The 21108-nt window shown below is 48.8% G+C and carries 26 protein-coding genes; 2 read left to right on the top strand and 24 right to left on the bottom strand.

The window, feature by feature from the left end:
- Nucleotides 1-4: 4 nt before the first annotated feature.
- The 18 genes from rplF to ACCC71_RS01390 all read right to left on the bottom strand — a co-directional run bounded on the left by rplF (nt 5) and on the right by ACCC71_RS01390 (nt 9957).
- Complete coding sequence (gene rplF / locus ACCC71_RS01475) at nt 5-547, bottom strand: 50S ribosomal protein L6 (protein ID WP_434310681.1); 543 nt, start codon at nt 545-547, stop codon at nt 5-7.
- 67 nt (nt 548-614) lie between these two features.
- Nucleotides 615-1016, bottom strand: coding sequence for a 30S ribosomal protein S8 (gene rpsH, locus ACCC71_RS01470; RefSeq protein ID WP_434310680.1), 402 nt, complete (start codon nt 1014-1016; stop codon nt 615-617).
- Nucleotides 1017-1042: 26 nt separating this feature from the next.
- The gene (locus ACCC71_RS01465; protein ID WP_244799219.1) at nt 1043-1228 is read right to left on the bottom strand and encodes a type Z 30S ribosomal protein S14; all 186 of its coding nucleotides are present in this window, start codon (nt 1226-1228) and stop codon (nt 1043-1045) included.
- A gap of 13 nt (nt 1229-1241) precedes the next feature.
- Nucleotides 1242-1787, bottom strand: coding sequence for a 50S ribosomal protein L5 (rplE, locus tag ACCC71_RS01460; RefSeq protein ID WP_434310679.1), 546 nt, complete (start codon nt 1785-1787; stop codon nt 1242-1244).
- Nucleotides 1788-1812: 25 nt separating this feature from the next.
- A complete protein-coding gene (gene rplX / locus ACCC71_RS01455) occupies nt 1813-2124 on the bottom strand; it encodes a 50S ribosomal protein L24 (RefSeq protein ID WP_434310678.1) in 312 nt (103 codons plus the stop codon).
- An 11-nt stretch (nt 2125-2135) separates the two neighbouring features.
- Nucleotides 2136-2504 (bottom strand): 50S ribosomal protein L14, encoded by a 369-nt coding sequence (gene rplN / locus ACCC71_RS01450; RefSeq protein ID WP_434310677.1) that lies wholly within the window; start codon nt 2502-2504, stop codon nt 2136-2138.
- Between the two features lie 17 nt (nt 2505-2521).
- Nucleotides 2522-2776: a 30S ribosomal protein S17 gene (gene rpsQ, locus ACCC71_RS01445; RefSeq protein ID WP_434310676.1), complete on the bottom strand. Its 255-nt coding sequence runs from the start codon at nt 2774-2776 to the stop codon at nt 2522-2524.
- 17 nt (nt 2777-2793) lie between these two features.
- Nucleotides 2794-3003 (bottom strand): 50S ribosomal protein L29, encoded by a 210-nt coding sequence (gene rpmC, locus ACCC71_RS01440; protein ID WP_434310675.1) that lies wholly within the window; start codon nt 3001-3003, stop codon nt 2794-2796.
- A gap of 2 nt (nt 3004-3005) precedes the next feature.
- The gene (gene rplP / locus ACCC71_RS01435; protein ID WP_434310674.1) at nt 3006-3431 is read right to left on the bottom strand and encodes a 50S ribosomal protein L16; all 426 of its coding nucleotides are present in this window, start codon (nt 3429-3431) and stop codon (nt 3006-3008) included.
- A gap of 2 nt (nt 3432-3433) precedes the next feature.
- The gene (rpsC, locus tag ACCC71_RS01430) at nt 3434-4090 is read right to left on the bottom strand and encodes a 30S ribosomal protein S3 (RefSeq protein ID WP_434310673.1); all 657 of its coding nucleotides are present in this window, start codon (nt 4088-4090) and stop codon (nt 3434-3436) included.
- A gap of 11 nt (nt 4091-4101) precedes the next feature.
- Nucleotides 4102-4488, bottom strand: a complete 387-nt coding sequence (gene rplV, locus ACCC71_RS01425; RefSeq protein ID WP_434310672.1) for a 50S ribosomal protein L22 — start codon at nt 4486-4488, stop codon at nt 4102-4104.
- A gap of 30 nt (nt 4489-4518) precedes the next feature.
- Complete coding sequence (rpsS, locus tag ACCC71_RS01420; protein WP_434310671.1) at nt 4519-4800, bottom strand: 30S ribosomal protein S19; 282 nt, start codon at nt 4798-4800, stop codon at nt 4519-4521.
- A 14-nt stretch (nt 4801-4814) separates the two neighbouring features.
- Nucleotides 4815-5660, bottom strand: a complete 846-nt coding sequence (gene rplB, locus ACCC71_RS01415; RefSeq protein WP_434310670.1) for a 50S ribosomal protein L2 — start codon at nt 5658-5660, stop codon at nt 4815-4817.
- A gap of 100 nt (nt 5661-5760) precedes the next feature.
- A complete protein-coding gene (gene rplW, locus ACCC71_RS01410) occupies nt 5761-6060 on the bottom strand; it encodes a 50S ribosomal protein L23 (RefSeq protein ID WP_434310669.1) in 300 nt (99 codons plus the stop codon).
- The gene (gene rplD, locus ACCC71_RS01405; RefSeq protein WP_434310668.1) at nt 6060-6680 is read right to left on the bottom strand and encodes a 50S ribosomal protein L4; all 621 of its coding nucleotides are present in this window, start codon (nt 6678-6680) and stop codon (nt 6060-6062) included. The genes rplW and rplD overlap by 1 nt, the downstream gene beginning before the upstream one ends.
- A gap of 29 nt (nt 6681-6709) precedes the next feature.
- On the bottom strand, nt 6710-7339 hold the full coding sequence (rplC, locus tag ACCC71_RS01400) for a 50S ribosomal protein L3 (RefSeq protein WP_434310667.1): 630 nt from the start codon (nt 7337-7339) through the stop codon (nt 6710-6712).
- An 82-nt stretch (nt 7340-7421) separates the two neighbouring features.
- The gene (rpsJ, locus tag ACCC71_RS01395; RefSeq protein WP_244799232.1) at nt 7422-7733 is read right to left on the bottom strand and encodes a 30S ribosomal protein S10; all 312 of its coding nucleotides are present in this window, start codon (nt 7731-7733) and stop codon (nt 7422-7424) included.
- 928 nt (nt 7734-8661) lie between these two features.
- Entirely contained in the window at nt 8662-9957 is a 1296-nt protein-coding gene (locus ACCC71_RS01390; RefSeq protein WP_434310666.1) for a serine dehydratase subunit alpha family protein, read from the bottom strand.
- 272 nt (nt 9958-10229) lie between these two features.
- Here ACCC71_RS01390 and ACCC71_RS01385 point away from each other — a divergent pair, with 272 nt between their 5' ends.
- Both ACCC71_RS01385 and ACCC71_RS01380 read left to right on the top strand, forming a co-directional pair.
- Nucleotides 10230-10574, top strand: a complete 345-nt coding sequence (locus ACCC71_RS01385) for a sporulation initiation factor Spo0A C-terminal domain-containing protein (protein ID WP_434310665.1) — start codon at nt 10230-10232, stop codon at nt 10572-10574.
- A 213-nt stretch (nt 10575-10787) separates the two neighbouring features.
- Nucleotides 10788-11465 (top strand): Ltp family lipoprotein, encoded by a 678-nt coding sequence (locus tag ACCC71_RS01380; protein ID WP_434310664.1) that lies wholly within the window; start codon nt 10788-10790, stop codon nt 11463-11465.
- Between the two features lie 87 nt (nt 11466-11552).
- Here ACCC71_RS01380 and ACCC71_RS01375 read toward each other — a convergent pair whose 3' ends face one another.
- The 6 genes from ACCC71_RS01375 to ACCC71_RS01350 form a co-directional block, all read right to left on the bottom strand.
- Entirely contained in the window at nt 11553-13079 is a 1527-nt protein-coding gene (locus ACCC71_RS01375) for a carboxylesterase/lipase family protein (RefSeq protein WP_434310663.1), read from the bottom strand.
- Nucleotides 13080-13200: 121 nt separating this feature from the next.
- Nucleotides 13201-15291, bottom strand: a complete 2091-nt coding sequence (locus ACCC71_RS01370; RefSeq protein ID WP_434310662.1) for a sigma 54-interacting transcriptional regulator — start codon at nt 15289-15291, stop codon at nt 13201-13203.
- Nucleotides 15292-15470: 179 nt separating this feature from the next.
- Nucleotides 15471-17090, bottom strand: coding sequence for an ABC transporter substrate-binding protein (locus tag ACCC71_RS01365; RefSeq protein ID WP_434310661.1), 1620 nt, complete (start codon nt 17088-17090; stop codon nt 15471-15473).
- Nucleotides 17087-19135 carry an ABC transporter ATP-binding protein gene (locus ACCC71_RS01360; protein ID WP_434310660.1) on the bottom strand — a complete coding sequence of 683 codons (2049 nt, stop codon included), beginning with the start codon at nt 19133-19135 and terminating at the stop codon, nt 17087-17089. Before ACCC71_RS01360 ends, ACCC71_RS01365 begins: the two co-directional genes overlap by 4 nt.
- Nucleotides 19136-19152: 17 nt before the next feature.
- Nucleotides 19153-20025 carry an ABC transporter permease gene (locus ACCC71_RS01355; RefSeq protein WP_434310659.1) on the bottom strand — a complete coding sequence of 291 codons (873 nt, stop codon included), beginning with the start codon at nt 20023-20025 and terminating at the stop codon, nt 19153-19155.
- A 10-nt stretch (nt 20026-20035) separates the two neighbouring features.
- Complete coding sequence (locus ACCC71_RS01350) at nt 20036-20989, bottom strand: ABC transporter permease (protein WP_434310658.1); 954 nt, start codon at nt 20987-20989, stop codon at nt 20036-20038.
- Nucleotides 20990-21108: the final 119 nt, after the last annotated feature.

Here is a 21108-nt window from a genome sequence, read left to right as displayed (position 1 = left end):
CCTATTATTTCTTACCGGCCTTGCCGACTTTGCGTCTGATCACTTCATCCGCATATTTGATACCTTTGCCCTTGTAAGGCTCCGGACCTCTCTTCGCTCTGATCTCTGCAGCGTACTGACCAACTTTTTCTTTGTCAATGCCTTTTACAATGATCTTATTCTGCCCCTCGCAGACAGCCTCCAGACCTTCCGGGTCTACCATCTCAACCGGATGGGAGTAACCAAGGGAAAGAACCAAGGTCTTGCCCTGCTTCTGGGCGCGGTATCCGACGCCGTTGACCTCAAGGACTTTCTCATAGCCCTGGGATACGCCGATTACCATATTGTTGATTAAGGTTCTGGTCAGACCGTGAAGGGATTTCATCTTCTTCAGATCATTGGGACGGGAAACGGTAACATGGCCGTCTTCTACCTTGATTTCCATCTCAGCCGGAAGAACTCTCTCCAGGGTTCCTTTCGAACCTTTTACCGTCACTTTATTATTTTCTGCAACTTCTACCGTAACTCCGGCAGGAATTGCGATGGGCGTTCTACCAATACGTGACATTTCGCCTTACCTCCAAATTTATTTTCCTCCCGCATGGCCTTGCGGGTTTGCTCAAACAGTCAAACACTTACCAAACAAACGCCAGAACTTCGCCGCCGACATTCTGCTTTCTCGCTTCCTTGTCGGTCAGAACGCCCTGGTTCGTGGAAATGATCGCGATGCCAAGTCCTCCCAGAACTTTGGGAAGTTCTTCCACATTCGCATATACACGCAGGCCGGGTTTGGAAATTCTCTTCAGGCCGGTGATGATCTTTTCGTTCTTATCCGCGCCGTATTTCAGGGTGATGCGGATGGTCTTGAAGCTGCCGTCCTCCAGCAGTTCATATTTTGCAATGTAGCCTTCCTTCACCAGGATGTCAGCGATCGCAATCTTCATCTTCGAGGAAGGAATATCTACCGTATCGTGCTTTGCCGTATTTGCATTACGGATTCTCGTAAGCATATCCGCAATCGGGTCACTCATCGTCATTTTCAGTTGCCTCCTTTCGAAATTCTTTACCAGCTTGCCTTTTTCACTCCGGGGATCTGTCCCTTGTATGCCAGCTCACGGAAGCAGATTCTGCAAATTCCGTATTTTCTCAGGTAGGCATGAGGACGGCCACAAATCTTGCAACGGTTGTATTCTCTGGTAGAGAATTTTGCCGGACGCTGCTGCTTAATCTTCATAGAAGTCTTTGCCATGGGAACTTTCCTCCTAATTCTTTCTAAACGGCATGTTGAACATGGTCAGCAATTCACGGGCTTCTTCGTCGGTCTCAGCCGTGGTTACAAAGATAACGTCCATACCACGCACTTTATCGATCTTGTCATACTCGATTTCCGGGAAAATCAGCTGTTCTTTGATGCCCAGAGCATAGTTTCCTCTGCCGTCGAAAGCGTTGGGGTTTACGCCACGGAAGTCACGTACACGAGGCAGCGCCAGGTTGATCAGACGATCGACAAACTCGTACATCTTGTCGCCTCTCAACGTAACCTTACAGCCAATGTTCATGCCCTCACGAATTTTAAAGTTTGCAATAGACTTTTTCGCCTTGGTCAAGATCGGCTTCTGTCCCGTAATCGTCTCCAGATCTTTTGTGGCGGCTTCCAGGATTTTCGCATTTTCTTTTGCTTCACCTACGCCCATGTTCACGACGACCTTTTCCAGCTTCGGAATCTGCATTACGTTCTTGTAGCCGAACTTCTTCATCATGGCAGGAGCGATTTCATTGATATATTGTTCTTTTAATCTACTACTCAATGTTTTGAACCTCCTCTCTCAGAAATTAACCGATCACAGAACCGTCGATTTTCGCGATGCGGACCTTTTTGCCGTCTCTCACTTCAAAACCAACGCGGGTCACCTTGCCATCCTTCACAAGCATTACATTGGAGATGTCAATGGTTCCCTCTTTGTGAACGATTCCTCCGTTGGGGTTCTGTGCACTCTGCTTGTTGTGCTTTGTAATCATATTTATGCCTTCAACGATGACGCGGCCATTTTTGTGGTCGATCTTTAAAACTTTTCCCTCACGACCTTTTTCTTTACCGGCAATCACCTTTACGGTATCGCCAACTTTGATTTTACTCGTAGCCATTTCGTACCTCCTTATAATACTTCGGGAGCCAGAGAAACGATCTTCATGAACTGCTTCTCACGCAGCTCTCTGGCAACCGGCCCGAAAATACGGGTACCTCTGGGAGTCTTGTCTTCACGGATGATTACGGCTGCGTTCTCATCGAATTTGATATAAGAACCGTTTTTACGGCGAGCGCCATGTTTCGTGCGGACCACAACAGCCTTTACCACATCGCCTTTCTTTACAACACCGCCAGGCGTTGCATCTTTAACCGTAGCAACGATGATATCACCAATATTCGCATATCTTCTCAGGGAACCGCCCATTACTCTGATGCAGAGCAGTTCTTTAGCGCCAGTGTTGTCGGCGACTTTCAGTCTGCTTTCCTGTTGAATCATATCTATTTCCTCCTGGCTTATTTCGCTCTCTCGACAACCTCGACAAGTCTCCATCTCTTGTCCTTAGACAGAGGTCTCGTCTCCATAACCTTTACGGTATCGCCGATCGCACAGGTATTCTCCTCGTCGTGCGCTTTCAGCTTGTAAGTTCTCTTTACAATCTTCCCGTACAGCGGATGTCTTACGTGGTCCTCGATTGCAACAACGATGGTTTTGTCCATTTTATTGCTGATAACCTTACCGGTACGCGTTTTTCTTAAATTTCTTTCCACGTTACGCTTCCTCCTTATTACTCAGCAACTTTCGTCTGCTCAGTGATAACAGTCTGAATGCGGGCAATGTTCTTTCTGACTTCCGTGATTCTGCTGGTGTTATCAAGCTGATTCGTTGCATTCTGAAATCTCAGGTTGAAAAGTTCCTTCTTCGCAGCTACCAGTTCTGTATTCAGCTCTGCTACGGACTTATTTCTCAGGTCTTTCAAATATACATTACTTTTCACTGTTATTCACCGCCTTCTAAGTCTGCTTTGGAAGCGATCTTGCACTTCACGGGCAATTTGTGCATGGCAAGGCGCAGGGCCTCTTTCGCCGTCTCCTCAGGTACTCCTGCAACTTCAAACAAAACGCGGCCGGGCTTTACAACGGCAACCCAGTACTCCAGGGAGCCTTTACCGGAACCCATACGGGTTTCTGCGGGCTTCGTGGTAACCGGCTTATCCGGGAAAATCTTAATCCAAACTTTACCGCCACGCTTCATATAACGGGTCATCGCAATACGGGCAGCTTCAATCTGGTTGGATTTGATCCAAGCGGGTTCAACCGCTACCAAACCGAATTCACCGTTGGTGATCTTATTGCCTCTGGTTGCTTTTCCAGCCATAGAACCGCGGAACTGTTTACGGTGTTTTACTCTCTTCGGCATTAACATGGTTATTTCTCGCTCCCTTCCTTATTTTTCTTGGTGGGAAGCACTTCACCCTTGTAAATCCAAACCTTTACGCCCAGCTTTCCGTAGGTGGTATCAGCTTCCGCGAATCCATAGTCGATGTCAGCGCGCAAAGTCTGCAGCGGAATGGTTCCCTCGCTGTAAAACTCGGTACGGGCAATATCCGCTCCGCCCAAACGACCGGCTACAGCCGCCTTGATACCCATAATTCCAGATTTCATGGAACGGGACATGCTGGACTTCATTGCACGGCGGAAGGAAACACGGTTTTCCAGCTGTTTCGCAATGTTCTCTGCCACCAACTGAGCCTCGCGGTCAGGTCTCTTGATCTCTTTGATGTCGATGAAGAGTTTCTTCTGCGTCATCTTCTGAACATCCGCTTTCAGCTTCTCAATCTCAGCGCCGCCCTTACCGATCACGATACCAGGCTTTGCGGTGTGAATGATAACTTTCACGCGGTCGGACGCTCTCTCAATTTCGATTCTGGAAATACCCGAATCGTACAGTCTCTTCTTCAAATATTTTCTGATATTATAATCTTCTACCAGGTTGTCTGCGAAATCGCCTTCTGCATACCAGTTGGAATCCCAGTTTTTGATGACGCCGACTCTTAAACCATGAGGATTAACTTTCTGTCCCATTTTGACCCTCCTTATTTCTCATCCAGCACGATGGTGATATGGCTCATACGCTTTTCGATGCGGTAAGCTCTACCCTGTGCTCTCGGCTGAATTCTCTTCATCGTCGGCCCCTTGTTTGCGTAGCACTCCGCTACATACAAAGTTTCCACATTCAGGCCATTGTTGTTTTCCGCGTTCGCAATCGCCGACTTCAGCAATTTTGCAATCACCTCGGAAGCGTAGCGGGGATTGTAGCTCACAATCGCCAGGGCAGTCTGTGCGTCCTTGCCGCGGATTGCATCTAATACAAAGCATGCCTTCTGAACGGATACTCTAGCGTAAGACACTTTGGCGCTCGGTCTGGTATCCTTTTTCGCATTTCTATCTCTTTTAATCTGACTTCTATGTCCTTTAGCCATGGATGAAACCTCCTTCCTGTTATCTTTTTACTAGCGTTTGCCGGTCTTCTTCTCGTCTTTGCCGTGTCCACGGTAGGTTCTGGTTGCTACGAATTCACCCAGCTTGTGTCCTACCATATCCTCTGTGATATACACCGGGACATGTCTTCTTCCATCATGAACAGCAATCGTATGACTTACCATCTGAGGGAAGATTGTGGAGCGGCGGGACCAGGTCTTGATAACAGTCTTCTGTCCTGCTGCATTTAAAGCTTCTACTTTTTTCAGCAAATGGTCATCCGCAAAAGGGCCTTTCTTTAATGAGCGAGCCATAATTTACCTCCTAATTATTTCAGTGTTTTGCCGTCGCGTCTTCTCACAATCAGCTTGTTGGACTGTTTCTTCTGTTTTCTGGTCTTCAGGCCCAATGCAGGCTTACCCCAAGGAGTGCTCGGACCGGGACGGCCGATTCCGCACTTACCTTCACCACCGCCGTGGGGATGGTCGTTGGGGTTCATCACAGAACCGCGAACAGTCGGGCGGATGCCCATGTGACGCTTACGTCCGGCTTTACCAATATTTACCAGAGAGTGCTCGCCATTGCCGACAACACCGATGGTGGCGCGGCAGATAATCGGAACCATTCTCATCTCGCCGGAGGGAAGTCTCAGAGTTGCGAACTTGCCTTCCTTGGCCATCAGCTGAGCGGAACCGCCAGCGGAACGAACCATCTGGCCGCCCTTTCCGGGATGAAGTTCGATATTGTGAATCTGAGTACCAACCGGGATATTCTGTAAAGGCAGGCAGTTGCCAACCTTTGCTTCAGCAGCCTCGCCGCTCATTACCTGCATGCCGTCGGTCAAGCCTTCGGGAGCCAGGATATAAGCCTTTTCGCCGTCTGCGTAGCAGATCAAAGCGATATTTGCGGTACGGTTCGGATCGTATTCGATGCCGATTACCTTTGCAGGGATTCCATCCTTGCTGTTTCTCTTAAAGTCGATGATTCTGTATTTTCTCTTTGCACCGCCGCCCTGATGTCTCACGGTAATCTTACCCTGATTATTACGGCCGGCGTTTTTGCTCTGAGAAACAACCAGAGACTTTTCCGGAGTCGTTTTCGTGATTTGCGCGAAATCCAGACCGGTCATCTGTCTTCTGGATGGGGTATATGGATTATACTTTTTGATTCCCATTGTTTTATCTCCTTACTTATTTGTTCTCACGGCGGTGGTTTCGCCGTATAGGTGGAGTTTGCAAACTCCGCTTCGCTTCGTCAATGGAAGCATCGGCTCATTATAAGCCTTCAAAAATCTCGATATCCGCGCTCTCGGCAGTCAGCTGCACGATTGCCTTTTTGGTTTTCGCCGTGCGGCCTACCGTCATGCCTCTGCGGCGCTTCTTACCATCGATATTCATGGTGTTAACCGAAGCAACCTTGGTGCCGGCAAACATCTTCTCTACCGCTTCCTTCACCTGATTCTTCGTTGCTTCCGGATGAACATAAAACGTGTACTTCTTCTCACCCATCATGTTCATGCTCTTCTCAGTGATAACCGGTCTGAGGATTACGTCATAATATTTAATGTCAGCCATTATGCATATACCTCCTGAATTTTTTCCACAGCAGCCTTGGTGATCACAACTGTGTTGTATTTCAGAATGTCATACACATTGATGGTGTTGGTCTGTGCCGTTTTTACATCCGGGATGTTTCTCGCGGACAGAATTACATTCTGATCATTCTCGTCCAAGACAACCAGCGCTTTATCTACTTTCAGGTTATTCAGAACGTTCTGGAAATTTTTCGTCTTAATCTCGTCCATCTTCAGTTCGTCCAGAACGAAGAACTTGGACTCGTTTACGCGGGAAGTCAGGGCGGACTTCAGCGCCAGCTGCTTCTCTTTCTTGTTCAGCTTGAAGCTGTAGCTTCTCGGCTGGGGAGCAAATACAACACCGCCGCCGGTCCACTGAGGAGATCTGGTCGAACCCTGTCTTGCATGACCGGTTCCCTTCTGTCTCCAAGGTTTTCTGCCGCCGCCGCTCACTTCCGAACGGGTCTTGGCTTTCTGAGTACCCTGACGGTTGTTTGCCAGCTGCTGTACTACAGCCATGTGAACCAGATGCTCATTTACCGTAACGCCAAACACAGCGTCATTTAATTCCATCTCGCCGATCTGGCTGCCTTCCATATTATAAATCGATACTTTTGCCATCTCTCGTTTCCTCCTTTCCTATAAAAGCCTTACGCCTTTACGGTCGCCTTCAGCGTTACCAGAGCCTTCTTCGGTCCGGGCACGGAACCTTTCACCAGAATCAGGTTATCCTCTGCGTCTACGCGAACTACTTCCAGATTCTGGACCGTAATCTTACGGTGTCCCATCTGTCCGGCCATCTTTTTGCCCTTGAACACCCGGCTCGGATCGGAGCAGGCGCCGTTGGAACCAGCATGACGATGGTATTTGGAACCGTGAGCCATAGGTCCTCTGTGCAGGCCGTGACGCTTGATCGCGCCCTGGAAACCTTTTCCTTTGGAGGTCGCCGTGGCGTCCACCTTGTCTCCGGCAGCAAAAGCATCCGCTTTGATTTCATCGCCCAGCTTCATCTCTTCCGCATTGTCCAGTTTCAGTTCCCGCACATATCTTTTATAGGAAACTCCGGCCTTTGCAAAGTGGCCTTTCTGGCACTTGTTAACCAGTTTTTCTCTCTTGTCAACAAAGCCAACCTGTACGGCGCTGTAGCCGTCGTTCTCTACGGTCTTTACCTGGGTGACCACGCAAGGGCCAGCCTGCAGTACCGTAACCGGAGTCAATTCTCCGTTCTCGCCGAAAATCTGAGTCATTCCGACTTTTGTCGCTAAAATAGCTTTCTTCATGTTTTCTGTCCTCCTACAGCGGAACGCCTATCGCGTTCATACTAGAATTGTGTGTTGTTTACTTGTTGCCTAAGAATTTACATTACTTCATTTTGATATCAATGTAAACGCCAGCCGGCATCTCCAGACGGGACAAAGCGTCCACGGTTTTCTGGTTGGGAGCAATGATATCGATGAGTCTCTTGTGCGTTCTTTGCTCAAATTGTTCCCGGGAATCTTTGTACTTGTGTACTGCACGAAGGATAGTTACTACCTCCTTCTTAGTGGGCAGCGGAACAGGACCGCTGACCTTTGCTCCGGTCTTCTTCACATTCTCAACGATTTTTGCCGCACTCTGATCCACCAGCTGGTGATCGTACGCCTTCAATGTGATTCTCATTACTTGACTTGCCATAAAAAAAGTCGCCTCCTTTTCGTACTTGGTAAGCACGACAAGCGGTGACTGTACACTTTCCCGTGTGTATCCTAAAGGCTCACACGTCATCTCTGCGTCTTCGCAGATGGTATGTTCGGTACAGTGACTTGTCGTCAGTTTCCTAACTTGACATTCGCTCCACGGAAAACCTGCCACTAAGCGGGCAGCAACCTCGCGCTTCACAGCTATCAATGTCACAGCTTTTGCATCATAACATAATTTTCCTTTAAATGCAAGGGGAAATTATGGTTTTTCCAAACTTTTTTTTGAGCGGAAAGGACTGTTTTCCAAACTTCTTTTTTTATGGTTCCTTTCGTTTTTCTTCATAATCCCAAAAAAGAAATTACCCTTTTGTTAGAAATTCCTCATCTTTTATCCATAGCCTGGTCACATTTTCCAGATATACTGAACCCATAAGGAAAAGAAATCCATCCACTTTTTCATCGGAAGTATCGGCGGGCCGATATGCTTATCCGGCGCCATGTATCCTTGCATGGTTCTGAACCTATCCCGAATCGGTACGGTGCTTCGAATGGAAAGGCAAGGGAAGGAAATCTTCTGACTTCGCAGGGGAAACACAGACGCGTGACCTTGGGAAAATCCCCAAAGGTAGCCACGGACCAGCAAGCGGCGCAGTTTAGAAAGAGCTCTCCCAGAGAAAGATTTCTGCTTTCCAAGATACAAAAGAAAATCCAAATACATAAACTTGCCAAAAGGAGGAATGCCTATTCGAATATGACCAGTAAAGAAACGGAACATCCGGCAAACCGGATGGAAAAACAGAAGCCTTTTTCCATTTTGAACATACATTGCTTTTCAAAATGGTGTTTCATATGAAATATTATATAGGATTATAAGGGAACGGCTGCCATGCGATCTGCACGGCAGCCGCTTATTTTCTGTCCGTTTAGCATTCTTCCGGCGCTTCTCCCAACATAATACTCAAAATTTCCCGGTCGGTTCCTTTCATTCCAACCTTTCCCAGACGTCCCACATTTTCCAGCGTGGCTTCCACTCCCTTGGAAAGGATTCCGTCTCCGCCGTAAAATTGCTGGCCAGCCTGGTACATGCGATACCCCAAAATGCCCGCGTCCACAGCCGCTGCAATTTTTCCCGCACAGGAAGCCTTCGCCCCGTCACACACCATGCCGGAAACAATCGCTAACGCATTCACCACGGTATGAATCACATCTTCATAGGTTCCGCCGTTTAGATAAGCAATCCCTGCTCCTGCAGCCGCCCCGGCGCTGACTGCTCCACAGTAAGCCGACAGCCTCCCGATCCGCCTCTTTTGATGAATGGTAACCAAGTTCGAAAGCGTCAACGCACGATAAAGCGTTTCCTGATCCGAGCCAAGTTCCCTTGCATAGACGATCACCGGCACGGAAGCGGTAATTCCCTGATTGCCACTCCCTGAATTGATGATCACCGGCATCCCGCAGCCGCTCATCCTAGCGTCTGACCCAGCCGCTGCCGCTGCTTTCGCTTTCTGCGCCGTATCGCCCGCCTGATAAGCGTCCCGCAGCACGCTGCCTATATTGGCTCCGTAATCGCCTCTCATTCCCTCGTCGGAAATCGCCATATTGTAAGAAATCTGGCGTTCCAACAACGCCTCCACATCCTTTACATCCACAGTTTGCACAAAGTCAAAAATATCCCGCATATTTAACAGACTTTGATCCGCCGTTCCTGTTTCCTGTCCGCTCTCCACAGGGAGATCCAAAAGCATTTCCCCATTCTTTTCCAGGTAAACCAGATTTGTATGGAAATTTGCCAACCGCAGACGGACATAAGATTTCCCTTTCCACAGAGTAATCCAAATATCAAACACCAGACCGCTGTCCAAGCGCTTCACCTGAAACGGCACCTGCGCTTGAAAAGCAGCGATCGCCGCCTGTTCTTCCTCCGTCACCTCCGCGATGACTTCTAAAAGCCGGTCGGCCCGGCCAGCCACCACGCCGGCCGCTGCCGCTGCCTCGATACCTCGCTGCCCGCCGGTATTCGGCACAACTGCGCTTTTTACATTTTTAATAATATTTCCGCTCGCTTCCACCAACACCCGATCCGGAAGCGCTCCAAGAACTTCCCGCCCTTTCGCCGCGCCGTAGGCGATCGCAATTGGCTCCGTGCATCCCATCGCTGGTATCAGCTCTTCTTCCAAGATTTGTAAGTAAACCTGATACTTCTCGTTTGCCTTTTCCATCTCTCGTCCTCCTGCCTACAACCCCTTAATCCTTGTCCCCTTTGCCCTATTATAACGTATTTCCTTTCGTTTGGGAATTGTCTTTCAAAAGGCTTTTCGAATTCTATACTCTATTTTCAAAAAGAAAACCGTAGTGCTCCCTAAATTGGGTTAAAATTAACCAAATTCTCTTTTGTTTTACCATCTTTTGTCGAATCCTGTCGAAATCCTTTTGTTTCACTAGCTTTTAAGCCACAATAGAACTACAGACGAAACACAAGGAGACACGTCCCATGTATACGAAATTTGTTCAAGCCGTTATCTTTCGCATTGCCGGACGCCCTACCGCAATCGGCTATAAGCAGCTGGCCAGAGCAGTTACTTTCGTTTTGCAAAGCGGAGCTACCGGTGATCGCAATCTGACTACAGTCATCTATCCGCAGATTGCAAAAGATATGGACAGTACCCCTCAAACGGTAGCCAGAAATATTGCACGTGCTGTGGAAGATTGCTGGGAACACGGGGATCGAAAGAAATTGGAAGAAATCGTCGGACACCGGCTTTCCGAAAAGCCGTCGCCTGGCGAACTGATTCACTATATCTGCCGATACTATATCGATACACACGAAAACAAATAGAAAGCAGATGGAAAGATAGTCCAAGAATTTTTGAGGACTATCCTTTTCTTATTATAGAGCAAAATTTTCCCTGAGAAATTGATAAAACAATCATTGCAACATTGCCAGAAACACGATACAATGGAAATATCACAAATACTATTTCATTAGTATTTATGGCTCCAAAAATTTTACTTTCAGTCCAATCTGAGAATCACATCGGGAGGAAATCAAATGAAAAATCAATGGCTTGTTGCACTATGTATTGGATGTATCGCGCTGTCCGGCTGTTCCGGCAAAATAACGCAGGAAGATTACGACGCTCTCCAAAGCAGCTACGATATCGCAGAAAGTGAAAACAGCGCTTATCAGGCGCAAGTCGAGTCACTGGAAGCAGAAAAAGAATCTTTAGAAAGCGAGCTATCCCAAAAATCAGTTGATCTGGAATCTGCAAGTCAAGATCTTTCCCAAAAAGCAACAGAATTTGAATCCTTACAAAACGAGTACACCGCTTATAAGGAATCCATGAGCGTTTATGAAGGACTTCCTGTTCCGGAATCAGAGACGCCAAAGGCGGAAGAAGAATCCAAAGAGGAATCAAAGGAAGAGACAAAGTCAGATCCAACCATGGGGGAGAGAAATGCGCTCAGTAAAGCCGATGATTACCTTTCCGTTATGGCCTTCTCCCGCAAGGGGTTAATCAAGCAGCTGGAATATGAAGGTTTCTCCAACGAGGAAGCCACCTACGCGGTAGACAACTGCGGTGCAGACTGGAACGAGCAAGCCGCCAAGAAAGCCGAAGAATACCTGAACGTAATGTCCTTTTCCCGCTCCGGATTGATCAGTCAGCTAAAATATGAAGGCTTTACCAAAAAGCAGGCCGAATACGGCGCGTCTGCGGTTGGTTATTAAAAAAGCGGATATTTTTGTTTCTTTTATGTATCCAGGAATGAAACGACCCCGGCATCTTTTACGCCGAGGTCTTTTCATTTCTATTTTTTATGGCAGTCCCTCTAACCCACAGTCGGCCAGAAACTGAACGAAGGGCGACACCGGAATCTCCCGCATTCCATTGCCGCCCCCAAACTCCATGGCCATTGGCTGCTGCAGCGTATAAGGCGTCCAGGCTGGCAGATCGCTTCCGTTGGGATCTCCGTTTTTTAAAAATTGGGTCCAATAGCCGCACATTCTCTGGGACAGTTCAAAATCTTCTCCTCGATACGGACGATCCATGCGAAACAGCGTTTCATTAATATAAGGATGCTCCGCCGAATGAAACGCACCCCCCTCCCCTTCGGGAAATCCTGGCGGAATATGGCTAAACCAATATTGAAAAGCCGGCTTTCGATGCAGCCGTTCCTGGTTGAGGCAGAAAGCATAAGAGCCAGCCTGCATATAGTTTCCAATATAGTGGCGGTTATGACGGATCAGCGTAGGAACATCCCGTATCCCCGCCAGCTCTAAATAGACATCCGCCCGTCTTCCATAGATTGCCAGCAAATTCTTGCAAAATCCTGCGTAATCCGGATGGGGATTTAGGTCATAGGCATAATCCTCATCGGACGTGCTGCCCACCAGATAGGGAATATCCATATGATGCCCCAGACGAATCGCATCCACCGGCGATTCTGGATGCAAATATCCGTCCACCAACGGCGCAAACGTAATCATCGCCCCCATGTTTGCCTGAAAATATTGGTGAAAGATGTCAAGCAGGCGGTTCGGCGGCAGCTCTCTTGCTTCCTCCACGGAAGAGATACCGGCAAAGGCAAATAAATTTACGCCCTCCGCTTCCCCTTGATCCAGATCTTTTTTCATGCCTCCATGGAGATAGCTGAGCCCTCCGCCGCTCTGCATAATCGCGCCCCGTATCATACCGCGAAGCAGAGGCGTCGTAATCATGCTCCGCACACAGTCGGCTCCTGCCGACTGCCCAAAAAGAGAAATCCGCTCCGGATCTCCGCCAAAATTCACGATATTCCGATACACCCATTGAATTGCCGCCACTTGATCCAACGTACCATAGGAACCGGAAACATGGTGAACGGATTCCTTTGTCAATTCCGGATGAGCAAAATAGCCAAACAGATTTACCCGATAGTTGATACTGACATAAACCATCCCCCGGCGGGCAAATGCCTCTCCATCGAAGGTTTGTTTATGTCCGTAGCCTTGGCGCATACCGCCTCCAAAAATGTAGACCGCCACCGGCAGCTTCTCCTCTGTGCTCTCCGCCGGCGTCCAGATGTTCAAATACAGACAATCCTCGCTCATGGGCCAGTCAATCGGGTCCGATTCCTTTTGATAAAAAGAACCTTTTTTACTTCGAGGCTGATAAGGAATCGGTCCAAAACGGAAAGCCGGACGGATTCCGTTCCATCGTTCCACCGGCTGAGGCTCCCGCCAGCGATTCTTTCCCACCGGCGGCGCCGCATAAGGCACGCCCCGAAACACACTGATTCTCTGACAGCCCGCAGGCAGCCCTTCCACCAAACCGCCTTCCGTCTCTGCAATCAACATTGCCATACTCTGATTCCTCCTGTCTGCCAGCAAGAACTCTTTCTTTCGTTCCTGGCATACTCTGTCAACCATTAATATAAGCAAGTTTCATGCCACATCATTTTGAAACCTTTTCCTCTATTCCATACTAAAACCGTTCTTCAATATCATATTTTTTCATCTTTCGCCACAAGGTAGATTTGCTCATGCCCAAAGCCTTGGCAGACTCCTTCCGATTACCTCCAAAACGGTTCAAAGCCTCCTGAATCAGCTCTTTTTCTGATAGTTCCTCCATCTGCCTGAAATCTTGTCCAAAATTCGCTTCTTCCACTGCGTCTTTTTGCTGTTCCTTTTCCTTACCGCATTCTCCTGCCATCTCTTGATTTTGCTGAAACTCTTTGTCATTTCCACCGGACGCTTCAAAGGCGTTTCCTATATTTATGAGTTCCTGTATCTCGTCTGGTTTCAGCATGAAACTTTCCTTAAGCTGCCGTGAAACAAAGGTTTCGTCTAAAAGCTCTTGATCCGCCACTACAATGATTCTCTCGCAAAAATTTCGCAGTTGGCGAACATTTCCCGGCCAGGAATAACTGCACAGTATTTTCTCCGCTCCCGGCGTCAGGGAAACCAGCTTACGGTATTCTTTTCCATAATGTTTGATAAAATCCTTGGCCAATAAGATGATATCCTCCCCCCGCTTCCGCAGCGGTGGAACATTTAACGTCAGAACATTCAATCGATAATACAGATCCTTCCGAAACTTTCCCTCCTCCACATATTGCCGTAGATTCCGGTTGGTGGCGGCGATTACCCGAAAATCCACAGGAATTACTTTGTTGTCCCCCACCTTACGGATTACTCTTTCCTCTAATACGCGAAGCAGCTGCACTTGACCACTCAAATCCAGTTCTGATACCTCGTCCAAAAAAATGGTACCGCCGTCGGCAATCTCCATCAGCCCCTTTTTCCCCTTGCGGGAAGCGCCGGTAAAAGCGCCGTCCACATAGCCAAATAACTCGCTCTCGATCAAGCTTTGCGGAATGGCCCCACAGTTCACCGCTACAAAAGGCATCTCCTTCCTCAGGCTGGCATTGTGTATGCTCTGGGCAAAAATTTCCTTGCCATTCCCCGTCTCTCCAATAATCAGGACATTCGAATGATATTTGGCAAACTGATTGGCGAAACGCTTTGCTTCTTCTATGGCCTGAGATGTCCCTATGATATCGTGAAAATGATATTTGGCCACATGCCCTTTGGCGTAGATTTCCTTTTTTACAGCGCTCTCCATCTTCTCAATCTGCCTAAGTTCTGTGAATTGAACTACCGCGCCGGTAACCTTCTGATAGGTTTGAATGGCCGACACATTGACAACAGCAGAAAAATCCTTTAGCTGTACAATGTCTCCCCAAATATTCTGTCCGTCATTTAAAACTTTCCGGATATCCTCCTGGCAAAGCTGCGGTATCAGCTCCCAGAGATAGCCTCCGGGGGAATCCTCCTCTGTCAGCCCCAGCCGAAGTTTGGCCCGGCGGTTCATCAGAGTAACTTTTCCTTGCTCATCCGTCATTAGTACAGCCTCAAAGGCATAGTCCATCATCGTCTGCACATTTTTTGTATTCTTCTTCAATTCTTCCGTGGAAGCCGCCACCACGCTCGCTGTCCGAAGCCCGTCATAGATGGCGTCCTCCATGGTTTCCTGAAAATCACAGAAGGCAGGCAGACCTACTGCTTGGGCAATTGGCTGAACACTGCGTCCACAGGCAATGCAATCATACGCGTCTTCCTTCAGTTCCCGTAAGAAAGCCTCCATATCGCCCAGACGGCTCTGTGGAACCACGATATTATGGACATCCATACAAAAGACTTCGTTATATATCCGTTCATTGATGTACAGAGGCTGATGAGATAACAGGCATACCTTTGGCGGTTTCCCGTTTAAATCCAGTTCATCCATTTTCTGTTTAATCAAATACAAGATCCCGATTGTTTCCTTTCCCGCAAAATAATTGGGTACAATGGGAACCATGCAACTGGTATTTCGTAAAAAAGCAAGGATTCTTCCCCGGCACAGGATCGCGTCCACATGTTTCTCATAGGCGCTTTCCACTATTTTCTGACAACATATCGCATTGTCCTGCTCCACCAGATAGGGAAACAGATCAATTTTCATATCTCCAGCAATTTTGACTGCTTTTTCCAATTCCGACTGTTCCATGGAACAATACATCACTCTGGCCATTGTTTCCTCCGTAGATCGATCTCTATTTGTATCATAACAAATTTTTTGTGAAAACGCCATAGCCGCCTGATGTTGGTCATGCTATAACCAAAGGAAGACAGCCCATATGAATAAAGAATTTCCTATGAAATAAAATGAACCGGCTGCAGTTTTTGCTGCAGCCGGCCCCTTTGCTATTCTTATTTGTTCAGCCAGATCTTCTCGCAGGAATAGCCATAAGCCACATCCGGACGATTCAGACCTTCCACATAATCCTGTTGGAAATAGTTGGTGTCTACCGCCCAGGTAGCAAATAATACGGCGTCTTCATAGCTCAGCATTCTGGAGCACTTCTTCAAGAGATCCTGCTTTTCCTCCATCGTCTTGGCGGACAGAACCTCGTTCAGAGTCTTCTCATACTCGTCAGAGGTGCCCAGAACCTTGCCGTAGGAACCGTCTCTGCAGTATACTCTCTTTAAAGTAGAGGCAATATCCAAGAATCCCGGGGACAGGCCCAGAAGAATACCGGCCTCCGTACCGGACTCTCTCAAATCGGACAGAGTCGTAACCGTCTCTACCTTTGCGTTGATATTCAAGGCTGTCAGACAAGCCTGCAGAGCCGTCGCATCGTTTACCGTAGAAGCCGTGGTCCAGATCGTGGTCTCAAATCCATCGGCATAACCCGCTTCCGCCAGCATGCTCTTGGCTTTTTCCAGGTCGTAGACGCGCTCCTCCAGCGTCTCGTCAAAGTGATAAGAGCCCTTAATTCCAAACTGGTTGGTTGCATATCCCACTTCTCCCTGAGAAGCGTTCGCTACGCCGGCCCAGTCAATTCCATACCAGAACACAGCCTGACGAACCTGCGCATTGTTGAACGGATCGCCTTCGATGGTGCTGTTGGGATAGCAGACGCCCAGCGTCACATCTGAAGGATATCCTTTGGCCACATTGCTGTAGCCGGCTGCTTTGATGGTAGCCATCACATTGGAATCTGTCACCTGCAGGAAATCAACTTCCTTGTTGACAAAAGAGGAGGAAGCGGTCGTCGTATCGGTGATACAATGAATCTCAAGACCATCCATATAAGGCGTACCCTGCCAATAATCATCATTTCTGACAAAAACCAGTTTGGTATCCTGTACGTACTGATCCAGCTTGTAAGGGCCAGTTCCTACCATATTGACCTGGCACCACTCTTCGCCATTCTCCTCGTAAGCCTTCTTGGAATGCATATACATCTTGCCAATCAAAGTCTCCCATTCCAGAGAAAAGCTCGCAAACTGAATCTTTACGGTGTAGTCGTCTACGATCTCGCAGCCAGTGGGATTCGCCAGCGCGGCGGAACGTCCGGCTTCAAGAGCCGTATCGATCGTCCACTTCAGAACCTCTGCGTTCAGATCAGACCCATCTGTAAATTTGATGCCTTCCCGCAGCTTGATGGTCAGCGTCAGCGCCTCGTCATCTCTCTCCATGGACTCTGCCAAGAGATAGTCATAAGTGCCGTCCTTATAGATACGGAGCAGGGGTTCCACCGCCGGAGCGATAAACAAGTCTGCATTGGTGGAGGAAGCGGTTACCGTGAAAAAGGACATGGGTACCACGTTCTCGCTGGAACGGAATACGCCTCCTGTTTTTACTTCCCCGTTTCCTGCGGCAGCGGTTGTTTCGCCTGCCGCGGCAGTGGTGTCGGCTGCATTCGTCTGTGCAGCCTCGGTGCCGGCGGTCGTCGTGGTGCTCCCGGAGCCACCTCCGCAGGCTGCCATGGAAAAAACCATAGCCATGGCCATCATTAGCGCCACGATTTGTTTCGTACGTTTCATACTTTGACTTTCCTTTCTTGATTTTGATATAAGAAACACGCTACCTGATGACGCTCTCCAACGTCTATCAGCTGCGGAATCTCCTGTTTACACCGTTTGGTCGCATAGGAGCAGCGGTCGCTGAAGGGACAGCCATCCGGGCGGTTTAAAATACTGGGAACCTCGCCCTTTAGCTTAATCCGCTCCGTCTGTACTCCTGCGGCCGAGTCAATGGTAGGTACTGCCGACAGCAGCGCTCTGGTGTAAGGGTGAAGCGGATTCTCATAAAGCGCTTCGCAATCCGCAAACTCCACGATCCGTCCCAGATACATGACCAGAATCTTATCGCTGATATGCTTCACCACCGCCAGATCATGAGCAATAAACAGATAAGTAATCCCAAGCTTGCTCTGAAGTTCCTCCAGCAGATTGATGATCTGTGCCTGGATGGACACATCCAAGGCGGAAATCGGTTCGTCGCAGATAATCATAGAAGGATTCGAGGAAAGAGCTCTGGCAATGCCAAGGCGCTGTCTCTGACCACCGGAAAATTCATGAGCTACCCGATCCTTCAAATTAGGATTGAGACCGACCAGGCGGAACAGTTCATCCACTCTGGCATCGTATTCTTCCTGGTTCTTCACCAGCTTGTGAATCTGCAAGGACTCTCCCACGATGGACCCTGCCGTCTGGCGCGGATCCAGGGATGAGAATGGATCTTGAAAGATCATCTGCATCCTGGGGCGGTAAGGTTTCAGCTCTTTGTCTTTGAAATTCGCGATATCGGTTCCGTCAAAGAAAATTTCTCCCTTGTCCGGATGATAGACCCTCATCAGGCAGCGGGCCAGGGTCGTCTTTCCACAACCGCTCTCGCCGACAATTCCCAGCGTTTCGCCTTTATTGACCTGGAAAGTGATGTCCTCAATCGCCTTGACATCCGCAATCTTTTTCCGAATCATCCCCTTATAAACCGGAAAATATTTTTGCACGCCTTTTACTTCCAGAAATACCTGATCAGAAATATGCTTTTCCGGCGTGGCCGGCAGCTCTCTGGCATCAATCTCCCGTATTTTTTCCGCCAGTTCTTCCGCCGTCAGGCAGCAGCGGACCAGATGCTCCGCCTCCACTTCCTTCACCGGCGTATCTTCCACTTCTTTGCATTTATCCATCCGGTATTGGCAACGATTGTAAAACGGACAATAATTAGGGCGTTCCGCCGGACTGGGCGGCAGCCCGTCAATAGGAACCAAAATCCGGCCTTTGGGATCGCTCAGCCGCGGAATCGCCCGGAGCAGCCCCCTCGTGTACGGATGGGTAGGATTTTGGAACAGCCGCCCCGCGCTGGCCGTTTCCATCAACATACCGGCGTACATGACGTAAATCCGATCGGCATACTGAGCGACAATGCCCAGGTTATGCGTAACGATAATGATGGAAGTTCCCTTCTTTTCTGAGATCTCCTTCAAAAGTTCCAAAAGCTGCGCCTGAGTCGTCACATCCAGCGCCGTCGTAGCCTCATCGGCAATCAAGATATCCGGCTCCGCCGCCAATGCCATGGCAATCATAATCCGCTGGCGCATTCCTCCCGAAAACTGCTGCGCATAGTAGTTAAAACGGCTCTCCGCATCTGGAATTCCCACCAGTTTCAGCATTTCGATAGCTTTTGCCTTGGCATCCTCTTTGCCAAGCCCCAAATGCAGCATGATGCTCTCCTGAATCTGATAGCCTACCGTCAATACCGGATTCAAAGAAGTCATGGGCTCCTGAAAGATCATGCCGATGGTACCGCCGCGGATCGAACGCATCTTTTCTCCGTTTTGCGGATACTGCAGGATGTTTTCCTTACACTCCCTTAAATACACTTCTCCTCCGGCCACCTTGCCCGGAGAGGCGATCAACTGCAAAATGCTCATCATGGTCACAGATTTACCGCTGCCAGACTCGCCGACCACGCCGATGATCTCACCAGGCTTCAGGTAGAAGGAGACATTTTTTACCGTGGTGGCTGTTTTTCCCTCCACCACGAATTGGGTAACCAGATCGTTCACTTTTAATACTGTTTCCATCCTCTTCTCCTTTCCCCTTACGCTTCGCCCCGAAGCCGCGGATCCAGTGCGTCGCGGATACCGTCGCCGAACAGATTCAGACAGATAACCAGTAAGGCGATACATACGCCGGGTGAAATGGCAAATACCGGATTCGTCATCAGAAACGCCTTCCCATCGCTAACCATCGTTCCCCAGGACGCGGTAGGAATGCTGATACCAATGCCAAGGAAGCTTAATCCTGCTTCCACCAGTATTGTCTGACCTACCTGCTGGGTCATCATAACGATGATGGGGGACAGGCAATTGGGCAGGATATGCTTATACATCAGCCGCAAATTGCTGCTTCCCTGCAGCTTGCCGGCCATAATATAGTCCAGTTCTTTCGTGGAAAGAGCCTGGGCGCGCATCATCCGCACATAGCCCGGTATGGTAGATACGCCCAAAATAATCGCCAGATTTCTCATACCGCCGCCAAAGACAGCAATTAACGCCATCGCCAGTACCGTATTGGGAATCGCCATGACAGCCTCACACATACGCATAATCACCGCATCTACCCAGCCGCCAAAATAAGCGGCCAGCATTCCCAAAAACGTCCCGATCACGCAGGCAATCGCTACTGCAAAAACGCCGACCAGCAGCGAAACCCGCGCACCGTAAATGATACGGCTCAAAACATCTCTTCCGAAATTATCCGTTCCCAGTAAATGTTCTGCCGAAGGTCCCTGGTTGGTTGCCATCAGGGAAACAGCGGCAGGGTCATAAGGCGCAATCAGCGGGGCCAAAATCGCCATCAGAACAAAAATCCCTACGCCGACAGCGCCGATGATAACGATTTTACGTTTAAACAGCGCGCGGAAAAATTTCTTTCGATTTTCCGCTTTTCGATTGATCTTCTTCTCTTCCATCACGCGCCCCCTATTCCGATTTTACCAGGCTGATTCTGGGATCTACGACCATATACAAGATATCGGTGACGATATAAGCCAGGCAGGATACCAAAGCTGTCAGCAAAACGCAGGCCTGAATCAGCTGAATATCCTTTCCAGTAACCGCCTTCACAAAGAGCTGTCCCATTCCCGGGATATTAAATACCGATTCCACAAACATGGAGCCGCCGATTAGAAAGGCCAAACGATTTCCTAGCAGCGTGATAATGGGAATCAGGCCGTTTTTCATCACATGGACCATGATAACCACTTTTTCCTTCAGTCCTTTGGAACGGGCCGTCCGAACATAGTCCTGGCGGATGACTTCCAGCATACTGGAACGGGTCTGTCTGGTGATACCAGCGATACCGCCGATCGAAAGACAGATCATTGGCATGATGACCTGGCGCAGATGAAGCCCTAGATCCACCCACGGCCAGGTAAAGCCGCTGGAGGGCAAAAGGCCAGTCTTTAAAGCCAGTACATACATCAGGCAAATGCCAATCCAGAATTGAGGAAGACAAGCGCAGAGATTGGCGATCAGCGTAATCACGGTATCGGTCGGCTTTCCCCGCTTTACCGCTGTTAAAACGCCGAATAAAATTCCAATCGGAAAACTGATCAGTGTGGATATGACGGCAAACCACAAGGTAACCGGGACACGGTCCGCCAGCACATCCACTACGCTGGTATGATACTGGGTGGATGATCCAAAATCCCCGTGAAGCACATTGATTAGCCAGTCTATGTACCGCTGCGCCACAGGCTTATCCAGGCCCAGCTTCAAGTACATCACCTGATATTCCTCCGGTGTAATATCCTCTCCCAGCACTGCATATACCGGATCTCCCGGCAGCATGGATACCAGAAAAAACACCAAGGTAGAAACGATGAACATGACCAATATCGTCTGTCCCAATCGCCGCAACAAGTATTTCCCCATGTTGACAACCTCCTTTATCTCATACTTAATAGATTAGCAAATCCCATGCCAACTTTTTCTTTTCGTTTTTTATCGCTTTTCGCTATAACATGAGTGCTTTTTCCTCTTATTCTTGCGAG

The sequence above is a fragment of the Hominifimenecus sp. rT4P-3 genome, from assembly GCF_051055405.1.
Taxonomy (GTDB): domain Bacteria; phylum Bacillota; class Clostridia; order Lachnospirales; family Lachnospiraceae; genus Pseudolachnospira.
The sequence above is the reverse complement of the archived record's forward strand: the minus strand, read 5'-3'. Positions and strand labels throughout refer to the sequence as shown.